General features: G+C 45.5%; 19 protein-coding genes and 1 riboswitch. Of the genes, 14 read left to right on the forward strand and 5 right to left on the reverse strand.

The annotated features are described in order from the left end of the window. Nucleotides 1-35: 35 nt before the first annotated feature. The 12 genes from EXT48_RS03090 to ung all read left to right on the forward strand — a co-directional run bounded on the left by EXT48_RS03090 (nt 36) and on the right by ung (nt 10047). A complete protein-coding gene (locus EXT48_RS03090) occupies nt 36-1067 on the forward strand; it encodes an FAD:protein FMN transferase (RefSeq protein ID WP_130163547.1) in 1032 nt (343 codons plus the stop codon). Nucleotides 1068-1167: 100 nt separating this feature from the next. Next, on the forward strand, nt 1168-1380 hold the full coding sequence (gene nqrM / locus EXT48_RS03095; RefSeq protein WP_010372193.1) for a (Na+)-NQR maturation NqrM: 213 nt from the start codon (nt 1168-1170) through the stop codon (nt 1378-1380). An 80-nt stretch (nt 1381-1460) separates the two neighbouring features. After that, entirely contained in the window at nt 1461-2060 is a 600-nt protein-coding gene (locus tag EXT48_RS03100; protein WP_130163548.1) for a histidine phosphatase family protein, read from the forward strand. An 18-nt stretch (nt 2061-2078) separates the two neighbouring features. Then, a riboswitch (cobalamin riboswitch) is annotated at nt 2079-2207 on the forward strand. Between the two features lie 68 nt (nt 2208-2275). Beyond that, entirely contained in the window at nt 2276-3073 is a 798-nt protein-coding gene (locus EXT48_RS03105; RefSeq protein WP_130163549.1) for an ABC transporter ATP-binding protein, read from the forward strand. After that, nucleotides 3070-4095: an iron ABC transporter permease gene (locus tag EXT48_RS03110; protein ID WP_045987679.1), complete on the forward strand. Its 1026-nt coding sequence runs from the start codon at nt 3070-3072 to the stop codon at nt 4093-4095. Before EXT48_RS03105 ends, EXT48_RS03110 begins: the two co-directional genes overlap by 4 nt. After that, nucleotides 4088-5143: a nicotinate-nucleotide--dimethylbenzimidazole phosphoribosyltransferase gene (cobT, locus tag EXT48_RS03115; RefSeq protein ID WP_130163550.1), complete on the forward strand. Its 1056-nt coding sequence runs from the start codon at nt 4088-4090 to the stop codon at nt 5141-5143. Before EXT48_RS03110 ends, cobT begins: the two co-directional genes overlap by 8 nt. Continuing rightward, nucleotides 5143-5925 (forward strand): adenosylcobinamide-GDP ribazoletransferase, encoded by a 783-nt coding sequence (locus tag EXT48_RS03120; protein ID WP_130163551.1) that lies wholly within the window; start codon nt 5143-5145, stop codon nt 5923-5925. Before cobT ends, EXT48_RS03120 begins: the two co-directional genes overlap by 1 nt. Beyond that, entirely contained in the window at nt 5925-6464 is a 540-nt protein-coding gene (cobU, locus tag EXT48_RS03125) for a bifunctional adenosylcobinamide kinase/adenosylcobinamide-phosphate guanylyltransferase (RefSeq protein ID WP_010606107.1), read from the forward strand. Before EXT48_RS03120 ends, cobU begins: the two co-directional genes overlap by 1 nt. Further along, the gene (locus EXT48_RS03130) at nt 6461-7933 is read left to right on the forward strand and encodes a cobyric acid synthase (RefSeq protein WP_130163552.1); all 1473 of its coding nucleotides are present in this window, start codon (nt 6461-6463) and stop codon (nt 7931-7933) included. Before cobU ends, EXT48_RS03130 begins: the two co-directional genes overlap by 4 nt. A gap of 1 nt (nt 7934) precedes the next feature. Beyond that, complete coding sequence (gene cobO, locus EXT48_RS03135) at nt 7935-8531, forward strand: cob(I)yrinic acid a,c-diamide adenosyltransferase (protein WP_045987675.1); 597 nt, start codon at nt 7935-7937, stop codon at nt 8529-8531. After that, a complete protein-coding gene (locus EXT48_RS03140; protein WP_130163553.1) occupies nt 8531-9382 on the forward strand; it encodes a cobalamin-binding protein in 852 nt (283 codons plus the stop codon). The genes cobO and EXT48_RS03140 overlap by 1 nt, the downstream gene beginning before the upstream one ends. Beyond that, on the forward strand, nt 9379-10047 hold the full coding sequence (ung, locus tag EXT48_RS03145) for a uracil-DNA glycosylase (protein WP_039493728.1): 669 nt from the start codon (nt 9379-9381) through the stop codon (nt 10045-10047). Before EXT48_RS03140 ends, ung begins: the two co-directional genes overlap by 4 nt. A gap of 40 nt (nt 10048-10087) precedes the next feature. Here ung and EXT48_RS03150 read toward each other — a convergent pair whose 3' ends face one another. Together EXT48_RS03150 and tal are read right to left on the reverse strand one after the other, a co-directional pair. Next, nucleotides 10088-10279 carry a DUF3545 family protein gene (locus EXT48_RS03150; protein ID WP_010372168.1) on the reverse strand — a complete coding sequence of 64 codons (192 nt, stop codon included), beginning with the start codon at nt 10277-10279 and terminating at the stop codon, nt 10088-10090. 405 nt (nt 10280-10684) lie between these two features. Next, a complete protein-coding gene (gene tal / locus EXT48_RS03155) occupies nt 10685-11635 on the reverse strand; it encodes a transaldolase (RefSeq protein WP_045964644.1) in 951 nt (316 codons plus the stop codon). Between the two features lie 272 nt (nt 11636-11907). On the opposite strand from tal, the gene yaaA reads away from it, so the two are divergent. Together yaaA and EXT48_RS03165 are read left to right on the forward strand one after the other, a co-directional pair. Beyond that, nucleotides 11908-12684 carry a peroxide stress protein YaaA gene (gene yaaA / locus EXT48_RS03160; protein ID WP_010606114.1) on the forward strand — a complete coding sequence of 259 codons (777 nt, stop codon included), beginning with the start codon at nt 11908-11910 and terminating at the stop codon, nt 12682-12684. Further along, on the forward strand, nt 12681-12959 hold the full coding sequence (locus tag EXT48_RS03165; RefSeq protein WP_130163554.1) for a hypothetical protein: 279 nt from the start codon (nt 12681-12683) through the stop codon (nt 12957-12959). Before yaaA ends, EXT48_RS03165 begins: the two co-directional genes overlap by 4 nt. Nucleotides 12960-12968: 9 nt before the next feature. Here EXT48_RS03165 and EXT48_RS03170 read toward each other — a convergent pair whose 3' ends face one another. The 3 genes from EXT48_RS03170 to gshB are packed head-to-tail and all read right to left on the reverse strand — an operon-like array spanning nt 12969 to nt 16823. Then, nucleotides 12969-13754, reverse strand: a complete 786-nt coding sequence (locus tag EXT48_RS03170; protein WP_130163555.1) for a hypothetical protein — start codon at nt 13752-13754, stop codon at nt 12969-12971. Between the two features lie 59 nt (nt 13755-13813). Next, nucleotides 13814-15793 carry a flavohemoglobin expression-modulating QEGLA motif protein gene (locus tag EXT48_RS03175; protein WP_045988952.1) on the reverse strand — a complete coding sequence of 660 codons (1980 nt, stop codon included), beginning with the start codon at nt 15791-15793 and terminating at the stop codon, nt 13814-13816. Further along, nucleotides 15777-16823, reverse strand: a complete 1047-nt coding sequence (gshB, locus tag EXT48_RS03180; protein WP_010372154.1) for a glutathione synthase — start codon at nt 16821-16823, stop codon at nt 15777-15779. The genes EXT48_RS03175 and gshB overlap by 17 nt, the downstream gene beginning before the upstream one ends. Nucleotides 16824-16952 lie beyond the last annotated feature (129 nt).

A 16952-nucleotide genomic window follows, 5' to 3' on the forward strand; every position in this document is an offset into this window, starting at 1 on the left:
TTTATACCCGTTGGTACTAAACTCAGGGAATTCTGATGCAAGCAAGTTACGCTTTTTTATCTAGATTTTTTATTATTTCGTTTTTATTCGTTTTTTTAACAGGGTGCCAAGACGCTAAACCTGAAGCCAAGGAAATCGTGCTGACTGGTAAAACCATGGGCACGACTTACAACATCAAGGTATTCCCCGGTGAAAAGCCGCTCGAACAAGCGCAGTTGCATGAGGAGGTTGAGCAAGCATTAAAGGCTGTTAATCAATCTATGTCCACCTATATCCCAGATTCTGAGATTAACCAGTTCAACCGTTTAGCCGCAAATACTGTTATGTCTATCAGTGAAGACTTTCGCTTGGTAGTTGCTGAATCTATCCGCCTTGGAAAGTCGACCAAAACGCTTGATGTTACGATGGGACCGCTTATCGATTTGTGGGGATTTGGTCCTGACAAAAGACCAACAATGCGTCCGTCACAGGCCGAGTTAGACGATATGCGCACTCGTATCGGTGTTGATAAGCTTATTTTAAATGACCGTGGTCTTGCGAAAACAGTTGCGGGGCTGGAATTATCATTTTCTGCAACCGCTAAAGGTTATGGCATAGATAAGGTCGCTGAGGTGATTGAGAGTCATGATATTCATGACTATATGGTTGAAATCGGTGGCGAGCTTCGCGTTTCTGGCAAGAAGCCGGATGGTGAGTGGCGTATTGCTATCGAGAAACCCGATGCGCCTGTTGGTCAACGCCAAATTCACCGCGTGATAGAGCCCGGCAAAAATGGTATTGCAACTTCAGGAGACTACCGTATTTTTTATGAAATGGACGGTGAAACCTTTACACACCTCATTGACCCTACAACGGGTCGCCCAGTTAAACATGAGCTGGTATCGGTAACGGTACTACATCCATCTGCGATGACAGCTGATGGCCTAGCGACGGCATTGACTGTGATGGGCACGGAGCGTGCAAAGGCGTATGCCACTGAGCATCAACTCCCCGTGTATTTGATGTATAAAAGTCCTGAAGGGATCAAGAGTTACGCGAGTGAAGCATTTAAGCCGTACTTGAATTAAGCTGAACAACACCCCATAATTTAATTGTGAGTGACGCCATGAAAGCGTATAATTTGCGCGTCGTCACTCAATTCAATGTAGCAATAAAAGGGGCTAGATAATGTCTTTATTCCTCCTTACTTTCGGTTTACTTATGCTTATCGCTGTTGCGATGGCTGTAGGCGTTATCGTACAAAAGAAATCCATGGCCAGTAGTTGTGGTGGTTTGGGCTCAATGGGCATTGACAAAATTTGTGATTGCGACGATCCATGCGACAAACGCAAAAAGCGGTTAGCAAAAGAAGAGATGTGGAAAGAAAACCAGATCCTGTAACCGTAGAATGATATTAATTGAAAACGCAAGCTTAGCTTGCGTTTTTGCTTTTTGGGTAACAAACCTTAGGTTAAGTAAAAATGCAGCGGCAGCTATATTTTGTTCGTCATGGTGAAACGACCCTATCAGGCCATTTACTTGGAGTGACAGATCCCGAACTCAGTACCATAGGCGCTCAGCAATTGCTGCAATCGTTAACGAGTCTAAGTGGCCTGCGGCGTATTATTAGCTCTCCAAGGAAGCGCTGTCTGAATACAGCTAAAGCCTTTGCAAAGCAGTATCAACTCCCCGTTGACGTGGAGCCAAATCTCGCCGAATTTGATTTTGGATTATGGGATGGACAATCCTATGATACGCTTTGGCGAGAAACCCAATCTCCAAGTATTGGCGATTTTTGGCACAACCCTTGGCTGCACACGCCTCCTGAGGGTGAGTCTATGTATGATTTTCATCATCGGGTCGCCACATGGTGGCACAGCATTTTGGCGTCGCCAAGTGAAGAGTGTACCGCCGTCGTAGCACATGCTGGAGTAATAAAAGCGCTTGTAGCACTTATTCTTGACCTATCGCCTGAGCTTACTGCATACCAATCGAAGATAGATATTCCTTATGCGGGTATAGTAAAAGTTGAGGTGTTTTACGACAGTAGCCAAACTGCTTGGCCAAAAGTTGTATTTTAGACGTCTAGACTTCATAATATTGCAAATTTCGTGATAGGTAGATATTGGGAATGAGGTGTGAGTCCTCAACTGTCCCCGCAACTGTAAGTGCTTGAGCCATGTCTCTTGCATAAGTCAGATACCAAGGCCTATCCATATACTTAAGCGGGCAGACTTAAGTCAAAGTTGTTGCTTGTCTATAAGCTACTACTTTGCCGTGCCCAATCAGAGGTGCTATGGCAGTCACTCCACAGTTTCAAGTCGATAAACTTAGCGTGCAGCTTGGTGGTAAAGCCATCTTAAAGGCACTCAGCTTTGCTATTAATTCGGGTGAATTTATTGGTTTGCTCGGACCGAATGGAGCTGGAAAGTCGACTTTGCTGCGCACTTTATATCAATACACAGCACCAAGTTCTGGGGCGCTACTTTTCAATGGTAAGCCGTTAGCTAGTTATGGGCGTAAAGCCTACGCGAGACATGTTGCTGTGGTGCTACAAGAGATCCCCGCTGAGTTTACTCTGCCATTATTTGATATGGTATTGATGGGGCTAACACCGAATAAATCACTGCTCGCGACAACAACGGCTGCTGAAAAACAGGCAATCTTACATGCCATTGAGCAAGTTGGATTGAGCCATAAATTGGAGCAATGTTTTAGCTCCTTGTCTGGTGGGGAGAAGCAAAGGGCAATGATCGCACGTGCCATGGTGCAAGCGCCTCAAGTATTGATAATGGATGAGCCCACCAGCCATTTGGACATTAAATATCAAATCCAAATTATGGAGCTGGCCAAACAGCTTGGTGTTACTATTATTGCGTCTTTTCACGACTTAAATTTGGCTAGCGCCTTGTGCGACCGCTTATTAGTATTAAATAACGGTGAGCTTATTGCAGATGGGTCGCCACTTGAAGTCATTACCGAAAGTCTATTAAGCCAAGTTTTTGGGGTATGCGCAGAGGTTTCTACTGTCCGTCATCCGCCAAATAACAGTGAGATCCCACATATACGCTTTCATTACGGGTATCAATTATGATTGCCGCAAAGCGGATCGCGTTGATATCGATACTGCTATTGAGCTTGTGCTGTTTTAGCATGCTGATGGCACTTAAGATCGGTGCGATTGATTTATCTTGGCATACGGTTATACAAGCGATTATTAATTTCGATCCCAACGTACTTCAACAGCGGGTGGTAGTTGAACTTCGTCTGCCACGGACGTTACTGGCGATGAGCGCGGGAGCAGGACTGGCGATAGCGGGTCTTATTTTGCAAACCGTGACGCGTAACCCTCTAGCTGATCCTTATTTATTTGGTATTTCTTCAGGTGCTTCATTCGGTGTGGTGGTGCTTATCGCGCTATTTGGTGCACAGTCTAGCCTAATGATGTCTGGGGCTGCATTTGTCGGAAGTTTGCTGTCTATCTTGCTACTTTTATTTGTGGCAAATCGCAATGCGCTGCAGCAGGTGGAAACTATGCTCTTGGCGGGCGTCGCACTTTCTTTTCTGTTCAGTGCCTTTACCAGCTTGTTGCTTTATTGGAGTGACCCTCAAGCCATCAGTGCAATCTTGTTTTGGAATCTAGGCTCATTTGCAAGGGCGAGCTGGCAATGGCTATGGCTTCCATGTTTGGTCGTGCTACTGAGTTTTATCACGCTTTTAGTGATGCGTCGGCCACTCAACGCCTTGTTGCTCGGAGATGAGAGTGCCACCACGCTTGGCGTGAATGTAGGACGAGTGCGAATAGGTATGTTGTTATTGAGCTCCTTACTCACCGCAGTACTTGTGGCTGCGTGCGGCGGAGTCGGATTTGTAGGCTTGATGATCCCGCATATCGTGCGCTTTTTTATCTCGCAAGCAAAGGTCATTGGGCTCGTGGCCACCGCGCTTTGCGGCTCGCTTTTGATGCTATGGGTGGACGTATTGTCGCGCACGCTTATCGATAATCAGGAACTTCCTGTGGGTGTGATCACCGCTGCCATTGGCAGCGTGTTCTTCTTAGCATTGCTTATTTTCAAAAATCGCCGCTCTGGAGGCGTCGGAGTTACCCATGGTTAAACCGTTAGATACTCGCTTAAACACGCTTATTCAACAGCGCATTGACTTAAAAACCAAACCGCTAGGTGCGCTAGGTAAGCTTGAAGCCTTGGCTGCGCAGCTAGTACAGATCTTCTCACAAGGGCAGACGCAATTAGACATAGAGCAGTTAGCAATAATACGCCCTGCAATGTTTGTTTTTGCGGGTGACCATGGTATTGCAAGCCAAGGGGTTTCTATTGCGCCAAGCGAAGTGACTGGACAAATGGTTGCAAACTTTGTGCAGGGGGGGGCCGCGATCAACGTCTTTTGTCGACAACTTGGTTGGCAGTTAACCGTAGTAGACTGTGGCACATTAGTGCCATGTGAGCCTGCGCCGAATTTGCGCTCACAGCGACTTGGCGATATTACTCATGCTTTCCATAAACAGTCCGCGATGAGCGAAATGCAGCTCAAGCAAGGACTTGAATATGGAGAGCAAGTGGTGATGTCCGCTATTGAAGCGGGTAGCAACGTGATTGCTTTTGGTGAAATGGGGATTGGCAATACCAGTTCTGCAGCTGCAATTTTAGCGGCGCTTAGCGGGGCGAGTGTGGAATTATGTGTGGGGCGTGGTACAGGCATTGACGATGAAACGCTTTGCAAAAAACGGGCACTTATCAAACAGGCTCTAGAATATCATCAAGATAAGCTTGCGACACCAGAGCAAATTTTGCAGCGCCTAGGTGGCTTTGAAATTGTGCAAATGGTTGGTGCCATGCTGGCGGTTGCACGGGCACAAAAAGTGATTATAGTGGATGGCTTCATCTCTACCGCAGCGGCTATGTTGGCAAGTAGAATAGCACCACATAGTAAGCAATATATGGTGTTTGCTCACGGCTCTATGGAGCAAGGCCATAAGTTAATGTTAGAGCAGTTAAACGCTGAGCCATTACTGCATTTAGATATGCGCTTGGGTGAGGGAACGGGCGCCGCTCTAGCGCTTCCATTATTACAAGCTGCGCTAGGCTTTTTTTGCGAAATGGCAAGCTTTGCCGATGCCCATGTTACGCAAGTGGTAGACGCATAATGCAGTGGCAACAAGAGTGGCGACTGTTTAAGCTTGCTGTGGTGTTTTTAACGCGAGTGCCAATTCGTTTGGATCCTGCCCCTTCATCTGATGAACTTAACGAAGTGAGTGGTTACTTTGCTTTAGTTGGTTTATTTGTTGGTGGCTTCTCGGCCATACTTGGCTATGTTGCCAGTAGTAGTGTGTCGCCAATGTTCGGCGCCGTCGTTGCACTGGCTGCGAGTATTTTACTTACCGGCGCTTTCCATGAAGACGGTCTTGCCGATGTTTTTGACGGTTTTGGCGGTGGCTGGAGCCGTGAACAAAAGCTTGAGATCATGAAAGATAGCCGCCTTGGTACATACGGTAGTTGTGCGCTGATATTACTGTTAATGGCCAAGTTTTCGCTTTTGACCATGCTCTTTAATGACTTTGCAGTGACACTCGCTGCATTTATTTTAGCCCATAGCCTAAGCCGTGCCTTTGCGGTGTCTTTAATCGGTGCGCTTAACTATGTACAGGCTGATGAGCTGAGCAAAGTTAAGCCGGTAGCGAAACATCTATCAAGTGCTGCGGCGACTCGCCTTACGCTCACTACCACCGCGATTTTAATTTTTTGTTGGCCATGGCTTGCGCTTTCACTGTTCGACTTGCTGATGCTGTGTACTTGCTTATTTGTGTTAAGACTTGTGTGCATTAAATGGTTTAACGCGCAACTCGGTGGTTACACCGGAGACTGTTTAGGGGCTGCGCAGCAACTTGCTGAGCTTGCTATTTTGCTTTTTATTGTGGGTCATCTCTAATGGCACAAATACAGTTAATACTGGGCGGTGCTCGCTCAGGCAAGAGTCGCTTGGCAGAGCAGCGCGCTATTCTATTGTTAGAGCAAGGTGCGGTGAACGAACTTTACTATGTTGCAACTGCAAAAGCCCAAGATGAAGAAATGAAAAGCCGCGTGTTTGCTCACCAGATGCAGCGTGATAGCCGCTGGCAGCTAGTGGAAGAGCCGTGGCATATTGATAAGCTTATTGCTACTGCACGCGAAGATGCGCTGTTACTTATCGATTGTTTGACCTTATGGCTGAGTTTTGGCTTATGCGAAATGGGCAAAGCCGCGACCATAGACAAAAAAGAACATGTGCTGGCGGCACTAGAAAGCTGTGCTGCCACTGTTATTTTGGTGAGTAACGAAGTGGGGCATGGGATAATTCCGCTTGGCGAGCTAAGCCGTGAGTTTGTTGATGAGTCTGGTTGGCTCCATCAAGACATTGCTAAAGTGGCCGACAGAGTCGATTTTGTTATTGCAGGCTTGCCACAATGTTTAAAAGGTCAAGACGTATGAAAACCTTAATGGTGCAGGGTACCACGTCGGATGCCGGTAAAAGTACACTGGTTGCGGGACTTTGCCGGGTGCTGCAACGAAGAGGCTTATCGGTTGCGCCTTTTAAGCCGCAAAATATGGCACTAAATAGTGCTGTCACACCTTGTGGCGGTGAAATTGGCCGGGCACAAGCACTCCAAGCCGAGGCCGCAAAAGTCCCGCTATCCACAGACTTTAATCCTATTTTGCTTAAGCCAAACTCTGACACTGGCGCTCAAGTGATCATTCACGGCAAAGCCATTAGCAATATGGAAGCAGCCGCTTATCATGACTACAAAAAGGTAGCGATGGAGGCCGTACTTTCCTCACATCAACGCCTCAGCGAACAATTTGAGCTGTGCATAGTGGAAGGGGCGGGGAGCCCAGCTGAGATCAATCTGCGTGAAAATGACATTGCCAATATGGGGTTTGCCTGTGAAGTCGCGTGCCCCGTGATCATTATCGCTGATATCGACAAAGGCGGGGTGTTCGCACACTTGGTTGGCACACTTGCGCTATTAAGTGACTATGAACAAAGCTTGGTTAAAGGGTTTGTGATCAATCGCTTCCGTGGTGATATTGCGTTATTGCAATCTGGACTTGACTGGCTCGAGCAAAAAACGGGTAAGCCTGTACTTGGGGTATTGCCCTATTTGCATGGCTTAGCGCTCGATGCAGAAGATGCGGTGACGGTGGACAATATCTGTGAACGGGGATCGTTAAGCGTCAGGGTTTTACTATTTCCTCATATTAGCAATCACACCGACTTTGACACCTTGCGCTTAAACCCTGAAGTGGATTTGCGTTACGTACGCTATCAAGAATCTATAGGTCCTTGTGACTTAATCATTCTGCCTGGCAGCAAAAATGTGTTGAGCGATTTAACCTTCTTGCGCAAACAGGGTTGGGCAGAAGAAATCAAACGGCACCTGAGGTACGGTGGTAAGGTACTAGGTGTGTGCGGCGGTTTGCAAATGTTAGGTAAGTTCATCAGAGATCCAAATGCGGTGGAATCAACACTCGGTGAAGTCGCTGGGCTTGGTCTGGCTGACTTTGAGACCACACTCTCAGAGCAAAAAGTACTGACGCAAGTATCTGGCATTTGCCAATTGGATGAGCAAAGTGCTGAAATTTGTGGTTACGAGATCCATGCAGGGATTTCTTCTGGAGCGGCACTCGAGGTGCCATTCTTGCGATTTAACACACATCCAAATAACAGTGTGCAGGACGGTTTTATCTCTCGAGATAATCAAATTGCAGCCACCTATTTACATGGTTTATTTGATACGGTCGCCGCGACACAGGCTATCTTGTCTTGGGCCGGTAGTAAGCAAGCGGGTACAGCCGCGATTGATTTAGCGAAGCACAGAGAGCAGCAAATTACGCGTCTTGCCGACAGCTGTGAAGCACATTTAGATTGGCAAAAATTGATGAAAATAATTGAGGAATAACATGAGCGAACAACAAGATAAGCATCAGCAACGACAGCAAAAAGTAAAACAACAAGTCGATGAAAAAATTGCCGCAGCGCAGCAAGAGCAGGGCATTTTACAAGTGATCACAGGTAACGGTAAAGGTAAGTCAACATCTGGTTTTGGCACCGTTGCACGCTGTGTCGGTCATGGTATGAACGCTGCGGTTGTACAATTTATTAAAGGAACCTGGGATTGCGGTGAACGCAATTTGCTCGAAAAAGTCGGCGTGCCATTTGCTGTCATGAAAACGGGCTTTACATGGGAAACGCAAAACCGTGAAACTGACACTGCTGCTGCGCAGGCGACGTGGCAGCAAGCAAAAGTATGGCTACAAGATGAAAGCATCGATTTGGTATTGCTTGACGAAATTACGTATATGTTGAGCTATGACTATCTAGATTTGGACGAAGTCATAACGGCGCTAGAAAACCGTCCTACCATGCAATCAGTGATTGTAACTGGGCGCGGTGCACATCGACGCCTGACCGAGCTTGCAGATACTGTGAGCGAAGTGCGTAATGTGAAGCATGCGTTTGAGGCCGGCATTAAGGCGCAAAAAGGGTTTGACTACTGATGCGAAAATTCGCCTTATTTATTGTTCTAGGTTTTGCCTTTAGCGTTAGTGCTAAGCCCGCAGAGCGGATCATCGCGCTTGCGCCTCATATTGTCGAAAATCTTTATGCAATAGGAGCTGGGGAGCGGATTGTAGGCACGGTAGCCTATGCAGATTATCCAGAATCAGCCAAGCAACTGCCTCAAGTTGGTGACTATCAAGGCATTTCGGTTGAGAAAATTTTGGCACTTAAGCCTGATCTTATTATTGCGTGGAAAAATGCAAGTCACGTTCCTATGCTTGAAAAGCTCGAAAGCTTTGGTGTTGAGGTGATTTATAGTGAAGCGAAATATCTAGATAAACTACCGGAAGAGTTGCTACGCCTAGGTAAAATTACTGGCCTTGGAGCCCAAGCTCAGCAACAGGCTGATTTATTTACTAAACGTTTAAATGAGCTAAAGGCCCAGTATACACAAAGCGCTAGCTTAGCTGTATTTTATCAATTGTGGCCATCACCGCTGATGACCGTAGGAGGCGAAAGTTGGTTACAGCAAGTATTTACTGTGTGTAATGTGAAAAATGTTTTTGCCGACGCCACCACGGACTATCCGCAAATTAGCATTGAAAATGTTCTGTTGAAATCACCACAAGTGATAGTGATCCCTGAAGAAAAGACCAAACAAGAAGTTAAAGCAATTGCATGGCAGCAATGGCCGTCGATCCCTGCGGTAAAGTACCAACAAACTATTTCGGTAGATGCCGATCTGCTCCATCGTTATAGCTATCGTATGCTCGAGGGAATATCGGATTTATGTGGTAAACTCGACGCTTCTCGAAGCCATTATAATATGATGAAAAAAGGTGAAGCATGACAACGTGGAGTGACGTGTTAGGTCAGGAAAAACAACAAGATTACTTTAAGCAAACCATGGATTACGTGGCAGAGCGTCGCGCTCAAGGTATAAATGTGTTTCCGCCCCATGAACAGGTATTTGACGCGTTCAAAGTCACGCCTTTTGATCAGGTTAAAGTGGTGATTTTAGGGCAAGATCCCTATCACGGCCCCAATCAAGCTCATGGTCTATGTTTCTCTGTGTTACCAGGGATTAAGCCTCCACCGTCGTTAAATAATATGTATAAAGAGTTGGTGCAGGATATTGACGGCTTTCGCATACCCAATCACGGCTACCTAATTGACTGGGCTAAACAGGGCGTACTGCTGTTAAATACGGTGTTGACGGTAGAACAAGGCCAAGCCCATTCACATAAGCATTTGGGCTGGGAGCGCTTTACAGATGTAGTGATTGAAAGGCTGAATGCCCACAGCGAAGGTGTGATTTTCTTACTCTGGGGCTCACACGCCCAGAAAAAGGGTAAGAGCATAGACACAAACCGTCACCATGTTTTACACGCACCACACCCTTCGCCGCTCTCAGCACATCGCGGCTTTTTTGGTAGTGGCCATTTTAGCAAAACTAATCAGCTGCTCACCCAAATGGGTAAGCAGCCAATCGATTGGCGATTGGCCGAGTTATAGCAGATAAAAACTAAAAAGAGCGCCGTGAAGGGCGCTCTTTTTAGTTAAAATCAAATTCGTCTAAATCAACACTGTCTGCGAAAATATCCAATTCCTGTAGTTCTTTGCGTAGTCGCTGTTTATCTTTTAGCGCTTCAATTTCACGCCATTTTCTTTTTTTGCCCTTAGATGAAGTTTTTTTCCTAGTATCCGGACTTTCTAATAATTCTAATAACTCGTCTAGGGTATCCATGAAAATCTCCTATTGATAAAAACAACCTAAAGTGGCATTTGCTTCGGCTGTTGTTAGCACTACAACTGCAATGACACCGTTGATTTCTTCATACTATTTGGCAAACCTCAATATGAGGAACCGATAAAAGTCTGATAGCTAAAGTACGCTACAAACAACCCCGCGTTGCTTGCTTTTTGTACCAAAACCAGAAAGTAGCGGCATCAATTTTCACTTCAAGTGATATTGATATACCACAGACGGGATAAAAATAAAACACAATTATGTCTTTTGGGTTAAAACCAAGTGACAGTTTGATGAAGGTCAATTCGGGTGATATCTAGGAGGTGTCAGAAAGGTTTGTATTGAGAGCGATAACAAAAACGCCGCAATATGCGGCGTTTCGAAATCGAATGTTTAAGGCGCTTACAGTGCTTTAAAGCGTGCGACTAGTGTTTCTTGTGCATCGGCAAATGAGCGAATACCTTCAGCAAGCTTTTCTGTGGCCATTGCGTCTTGGTTATGTAACCAACGGAACTCACTTTCGCTAAGCGCAGCAGGTTTTGCTTTAGGCGCAAAGTCAGCCTCAAGTAGGTAATCTTCGTTTGCAGGCATTGCAGCGAGCTCTTCTAATAGAGAAGGGCTAATCGTGAGCTTATCGCAACCCGTTAGGGCTAGAATTTCACCTGTATTTCTGAAGCTGGCGCCCATTACAACGGTTTTATAACCGTGCTGCTTATAGAATTCAAAAATACTACGAACAGATTGTACACCCGGATCTTGTAGTGGGTCAGTTGGTTTTTCTAGGCCGTTGGCAACGTGCCAATCTAGAATACGGCCAACAAATGGTGAGATTAAAAATACGTTTGCATCGGCACATGCACGTGCTTGCGCTTCGCTAAATAGCAGCGTTAGGTTACACTTAACACCTTCTTTTTCCAGTGCTTCAGCGGCTTTAATACCTTCCCAAGTCGATGCAATCTTAATCAAGATTTTGTCTTTGCTTACGCCTTGCGCTTCATATAAATTTAATAGCGTTTTTGCTTTTGCGATAGTCGCTTCGGTATCAAAAGATAAACGTGCGTCTACTTCTGTTGAGATATATCCCGGCACAGAGTTTGCGATTTCTTTACCAATCACAACGGCAAAATAGTCACAAGCCAGCGCTAATTGCTTTTCAGCGTCACTTTCATTGGCTTTGGCATAATCCCAAGCTTCTGTTAGATAAGGCTGATAAGCAGGCGTCTCTGCCGCTTTAAGTAAAAGAGAAGGGTTAGTTGTTGCATCCTCTGGCTGTAGCTTGCGGATGGCTTCAATGTCACCGGTGTCAGCGACGATTGATGAATGTTGTTTTAGCCTATCTAATGCTGAAGTCATGTGTTCCTCATTCCAATATTGATAACAGCGAAGTGATATTAGACGCCTTATGTTGCAACACCATTAAATAGCTGAATAGGTCATATGTCCGTATCGGGCGACATATCACACTCGTTATTTAGGGTTATTGTTATATAAGGTCGAGTTGTAAAGCGAAGCTGTACTTTAACAGCGAATTGCTTAAGCCCAAGTGAAAGCGGACAAACACTTGAAGTTACTTGGGGATAGTGTTGAAATTGACATTAATTACTAGCTAAGTCAATAGGCAAACCATGATCACAGTTATCTCTCCAGCGAAAAACCTAGACTATGAAACACCTGCGCCAACCAAGATGCACACACAGCCAGAGCTGCTGGAGCATAGCGAGTCACTTATTCAAGTTTGTCGCGATTTATCACCACAGCAGATCGGTAGCTTAATGAAGATAAGCGACAAGCTCGCTGGCTTAAATGCGGCAAGGTTTGCCGAGTGGTCAGAGCCTTTTACACAAGACAATGCTAAACAAGCTATTTTTGCTTTTAATGGCGATGTGTACGTTGGTTTAGAAGCGCAAAGCCTAACTGAGGCTAATTTAAATTATGCGCAAAATCATTTACGTATCTTATCTGGGCTGTATGGCATCCTAAAACCACTTGACTTAATGCAGGCCTATCGTTTAGAAATGGGTACAAAGTTAAGTAACCCGCGTGGCAAAAACCTGTATGAGTTTTGGGGCACGATTATCGCTGAAAAACTGAATAAGGTCATGGAAGGGGCACAAACACAATACTTGGTAAACTTAGCTTCAAATGAGTACTTTAAAGCGGTAGATAAGAAAGCGCTGAAAGGCGACATTATCACTCCTATCTTTAAAGATTGTAAAAATGGTCAATACAAAGTCATCAGTTTTTACGCGAAAAAAGCGCGCGGTATGATGGCAAGGTATATCATTGAGAACCAAGTATCGGATTTGGAAAGCCTGAAGGCGTTTGATATTGCAGGATACCGCTTTAGTGAAGAAGCAACGCAAAAGGCCCAAGAACCGGTGTTTTTGAGAGCAGAACAATGACAACAAAATTATGGGTAGCAGCAGTGTTCGCCGCTGTGTTTGTTAGCGGCTGTAGTGGACATTTTACAACTAGAGTCAGCAATGTGCCGGTCGATTGCGAAGGTGATTCACGTTCGTGTTCTATGAGCTGTCGCAGAGATTACTCAGATCCGATGCAAGTACAAAACTGTGAGGACAGGTGTTTTCAACAGCAAAATCAATGTCGAGTGGATAGACCAACAGAAGATAAATGGGAAATTACGGACGAAAAACCGACTTATCCCGCTTCCTTCTAATTCACTACGCTACGCGCCTTTGGGTAAGCTCATATAGGCGCGTACAACTCTGTCTCTAAATGCTAAATCCGCTGCTTTTTCGGCAGCTCTGTAAAGTTGGCAAAACCCCTCGGGCTTTCCTGTCTGCAATAAGATGTCATCTAAAGCATCGATGCCAGTTAGGGTCTGCTGCCAGCGAGATACGATAACAGAGTCAGGCTCTGGCAGCTGACAGAGGATTTGCTCAGATAGCCTAAACTCACTGTCGGTAGCGACTTTGATCATATCGTCATTGGCCGCAGCTAACCAAGTAGCGCCTTTTGCATTGACACAAATTAACGGTAAATAAGGCGCGATGGCTGGAAAGGCGGTGTTTTTAAACACCTCCACTTGCCAGTAAGCGCGAGCAATCTTCACAAACTGCTCGAAATGAGTGATGGCTGAAAAGCCTGATTGTGCGATGGGTTTGATTTCAACTCTGGGTTTGTTTGCATTCACCGTATCGTTTGCGGTATCTATATACCAATCTCCCACCAACATCGCATTTTGAAAGTACTCATCGCGTAGCGAACCCCATACTTTTTTGAGCTCGGCATTCTCTTTAAGCATGTAATTCCTGAGCACAGATAAACGTTCTGAATTTTGCTTGAGCTCCGTGGTGACGAGTTTAAACATTTCATCGCGAATTTCTAGGCAGCGACCAAGCGGGTAGGGTTTATCTGAAAAATAACTGTACTTTGGTGCAAGCGCAAGATCGGCTTTGAGACGAAGGTTTGCCAGCTCAAAAGCGAGTAAATCTATTTCCTGTTGTGTCAAAACAAAGCCACTGGGTAGATACTAGATGGCACTAGTATAACCACAGTGGCGAATTTGGCCTATTTAATTGAAGAAATTAAATAACTTAGGATTGCATCTGGCTTAGGATCTCGGCTCGTATCCGGCAGATATTTAGGCCTTGTGAATATACCTTGCTCTACTAACGCGTCCAGTGCATCTAAGTGCGCAATGCCCGTTTTACCGAGATATAAATTATCTAAGCTGCGGGTATTGGCAAGCTGCACTATGTCTTTAAAGCCTTTTAAGTAGAGGTGATCTTTAGTAAATCCGCCACCACGGAAGATACGCGTGGTCAGCGCAAAGGCTTCATTGACGTTTAATACACCTGAGTCAGCCAAAAATTCATACACTTGATAGAATTTATCGCCTTTAAGCAGCATGTTGACCGCAATCACCCTGAGCGCCAATACTTTCAATCGTGTCAAATTTATTTGCCCAGATTGATACTCACGATAGATGGCAAGGCCTTCTTGAGTATAGGTATTGCCGGGTAGACCTAAGTGCAGCACTTTAAGTTGCTGGGCGTCAGCATTTAAGGTCGTGAGCAAGTGCACGCCTATTTCATGCTCTATCAAGGCATTGATATCAAGCTCAGATAACATTGCACTGCTATTTACAAGCAGAAGACGCTTACTATTGTCGACCATTGCTTTGGCAACAAGCTTGCTTGATATAGCGACCTTACAAGGTAAGCCCATGGTCTCAATCGCTTGATTAAAACGTACTAGGGCCTGCTCGGCTGTAATGTCTTTTTTTGGCAAGGTTTCGGTTTCGCGTGCGTGCAGCAAGAAGGTCGCATTATTTATATCGTTGTAATCCGGCTCACCATAATAGCGTAGCGAGTTATACAAAAAGGCTTCGCGACCAATTTGGGTGATCAGTTCGATTTTTGTGGCGTAGCTGTCGATCACTTTACGATATAAATCTTTTACGATCGGATCTTGGATTTTTCCAACGGGCAAGCGATAGAGTTGCTCTTTAAACTCATACGGGTCAATTTTCAGCGGGCGATATTTAAACGCAGGTTGATAATGACGTTTCGAGAAAAAGCGACGTTTCTCTTGTGCGATATTACTTGGGTTAACGTAATGCAGCGTTTCAAGGTTTCTGGCTATGCGGTATAGCGCTGAGTCCACGTTAATCAGCGCAGGGTCAAGCTGCGACGTTGATTTTGCTTTGCGAAGTGGCTTATAGCAGTGATTTTTCGCAAATGTTTTTGCCGTTTTACTCAAAGCAACATGCATGTTGCGCTGTAGTTTTTCAAACACCACAGGGAATAATTCGCCACTGTTTTCGTCCATAAAGACTTTTTTGACTTCCAGCGGTACCACTAAGGTGTTATCAAAGTGGCTGGTAATATATTGCGCTTGATAACCATGGCCCTGAAAGACGGTATTTTCAGCACAATCCACCAGCTGGCCTGCCAGCTTTTTCAGTCCTAGCTGCTTTTTCAGCTCATCTAATACGGCGCGAAAACGCAAGGTATCAAGTTGTGCAGTGCCAATATTAAAGGTTGGTGCATAAGGGTAGCTGCGAATTTGATAGTTATAGCTGTGCACATCAAATAGCAAGCAGGCACCAAACTTACGCTCAAGCGTGGTTAACAGCGCACTGAGCACACGGTAATAGGCTGCATGCTTTGACAAGCTAACATCTATGTCTGCATTTGGTAGCGCTTGGCTCCACACTTGTTTTCCCCATGCTTCTTTGTATATCGCAAGCTCTGGCGCACGGTTAAGATCGTATTCGTAACGTGAGTCACGCGCGATAAGCGTGATGGGTAATGATTCAATCATGCCGTCGGTAAACGGATCTTCCTCTTGTAAACGCTCAGCATCGCTAATGGCGAACAAGCCTTTTAGGCTAGCACGGGTGCGGTGGCCTGCGTGTACAGCAGTGGCGACATAAGGCACGTATTCTCTCACTTCGAGGTGAAAAGCACCTTCAGCAAATTGTCCACTGATGGGTTTGCCGGCTTCAAGCGCGGCAATGATGGCTTGTTCAGATAGCATGAGCATCTTCTATTACTTGACGGAATTGGTTTTTGCGATGCGTTACTAGCTCTTTGGCGTGCACCACACTCTCTACAAAATCGATAACTTGCACTTGCAGCTTACAGCGGTTTAAACGGTTAATACGGGTTATCCCCCCAGGCGAGAGTACGTTAACTTCGATAAGCTTGCCGCCTATCACGTCAATGCCAACAAAATACAAACCATCACGCACAAGCTTAGGACCGATGTGCTTACATAGCGCTTTTTCTTGGTTAGTGAGTTTGTGTTTCACCACTTTGCCACCGGCATGTACGTTGGCACGCACTTCATTTGCTGCAGGCACACGTTTCATGGCACCAATCGGTTCGCCGTTAAGCATTAGGATGCGAACATCACCCTCGTCGGCACCTTCAACATAATCTTGTAAAATGACGTAGTTGCTGCCTTTACCAGCTTCGTCGCCACCGATATAAAACTCAAGGAGCGAGCTAAAGCTTTGCTTCGCGCGTTTCTCAACGACGATAACACCGCGACCGCCAAAGCCATCAAGTGGCTTTAAGATCATTTTCTCTTGCTCTGACTCAGAGAATATACGCTCTAAATACTCTTTGTTTTTAGATACATGCGTATTTGGTATAAATTCTCTCGCGATGCCTTGGAAGGATGCCGTGTATAGCTTGTTATTAGCAATGCGCAGGCCATCAATGTCGTTGATGATGAAAGTATCATCACGAACAGAGTCTAAAAAGTTCATCGCTAAGGTATCAAGCGGCGGATTAGCGCGCATAAATATTGCGTCAAAACCTGCCAAAGGAAGCTGTACTTTTTTAAACTCAGCTTTGTTGTAAAAGCTCACGAAGTTATCAGATACTTTTTGGCCCGCAACAAATACATCACAGAAGGCACTAGCAACACTTTCGCGAATAGTGAGGTTGTTTACGGTGGTGATGGCAACGACGTGACCGCGCGATACGGCTTCGTGGATAAGTCTTAGCGTGCTGTCGTTTTCAGCTTCTACACGCTCCCAAGGGTACATAATAAAACAGATTTTCACGGGCTATTTTTGCTCAGCAAATAAATTGGCAATATAGCGGTAAAATAGCTAAGACGCTCACGGATTATTTTTATCGACAAGATAAGGAATATCAATCATATATTGGGCAAGAAGCAGAGCACTGACAGG

The organism is Pseudoalteromonas sp. CO348 (genome assembly GCF_004208845.1).
GTDB classification, from domain to species: Bacteria; Pseudomonadota; Gammaproteobacteria; order Enterobacterales; family Alteromonadaceae; genus Pseudoalteromonas; species Pseudoalteromonas maricaloris.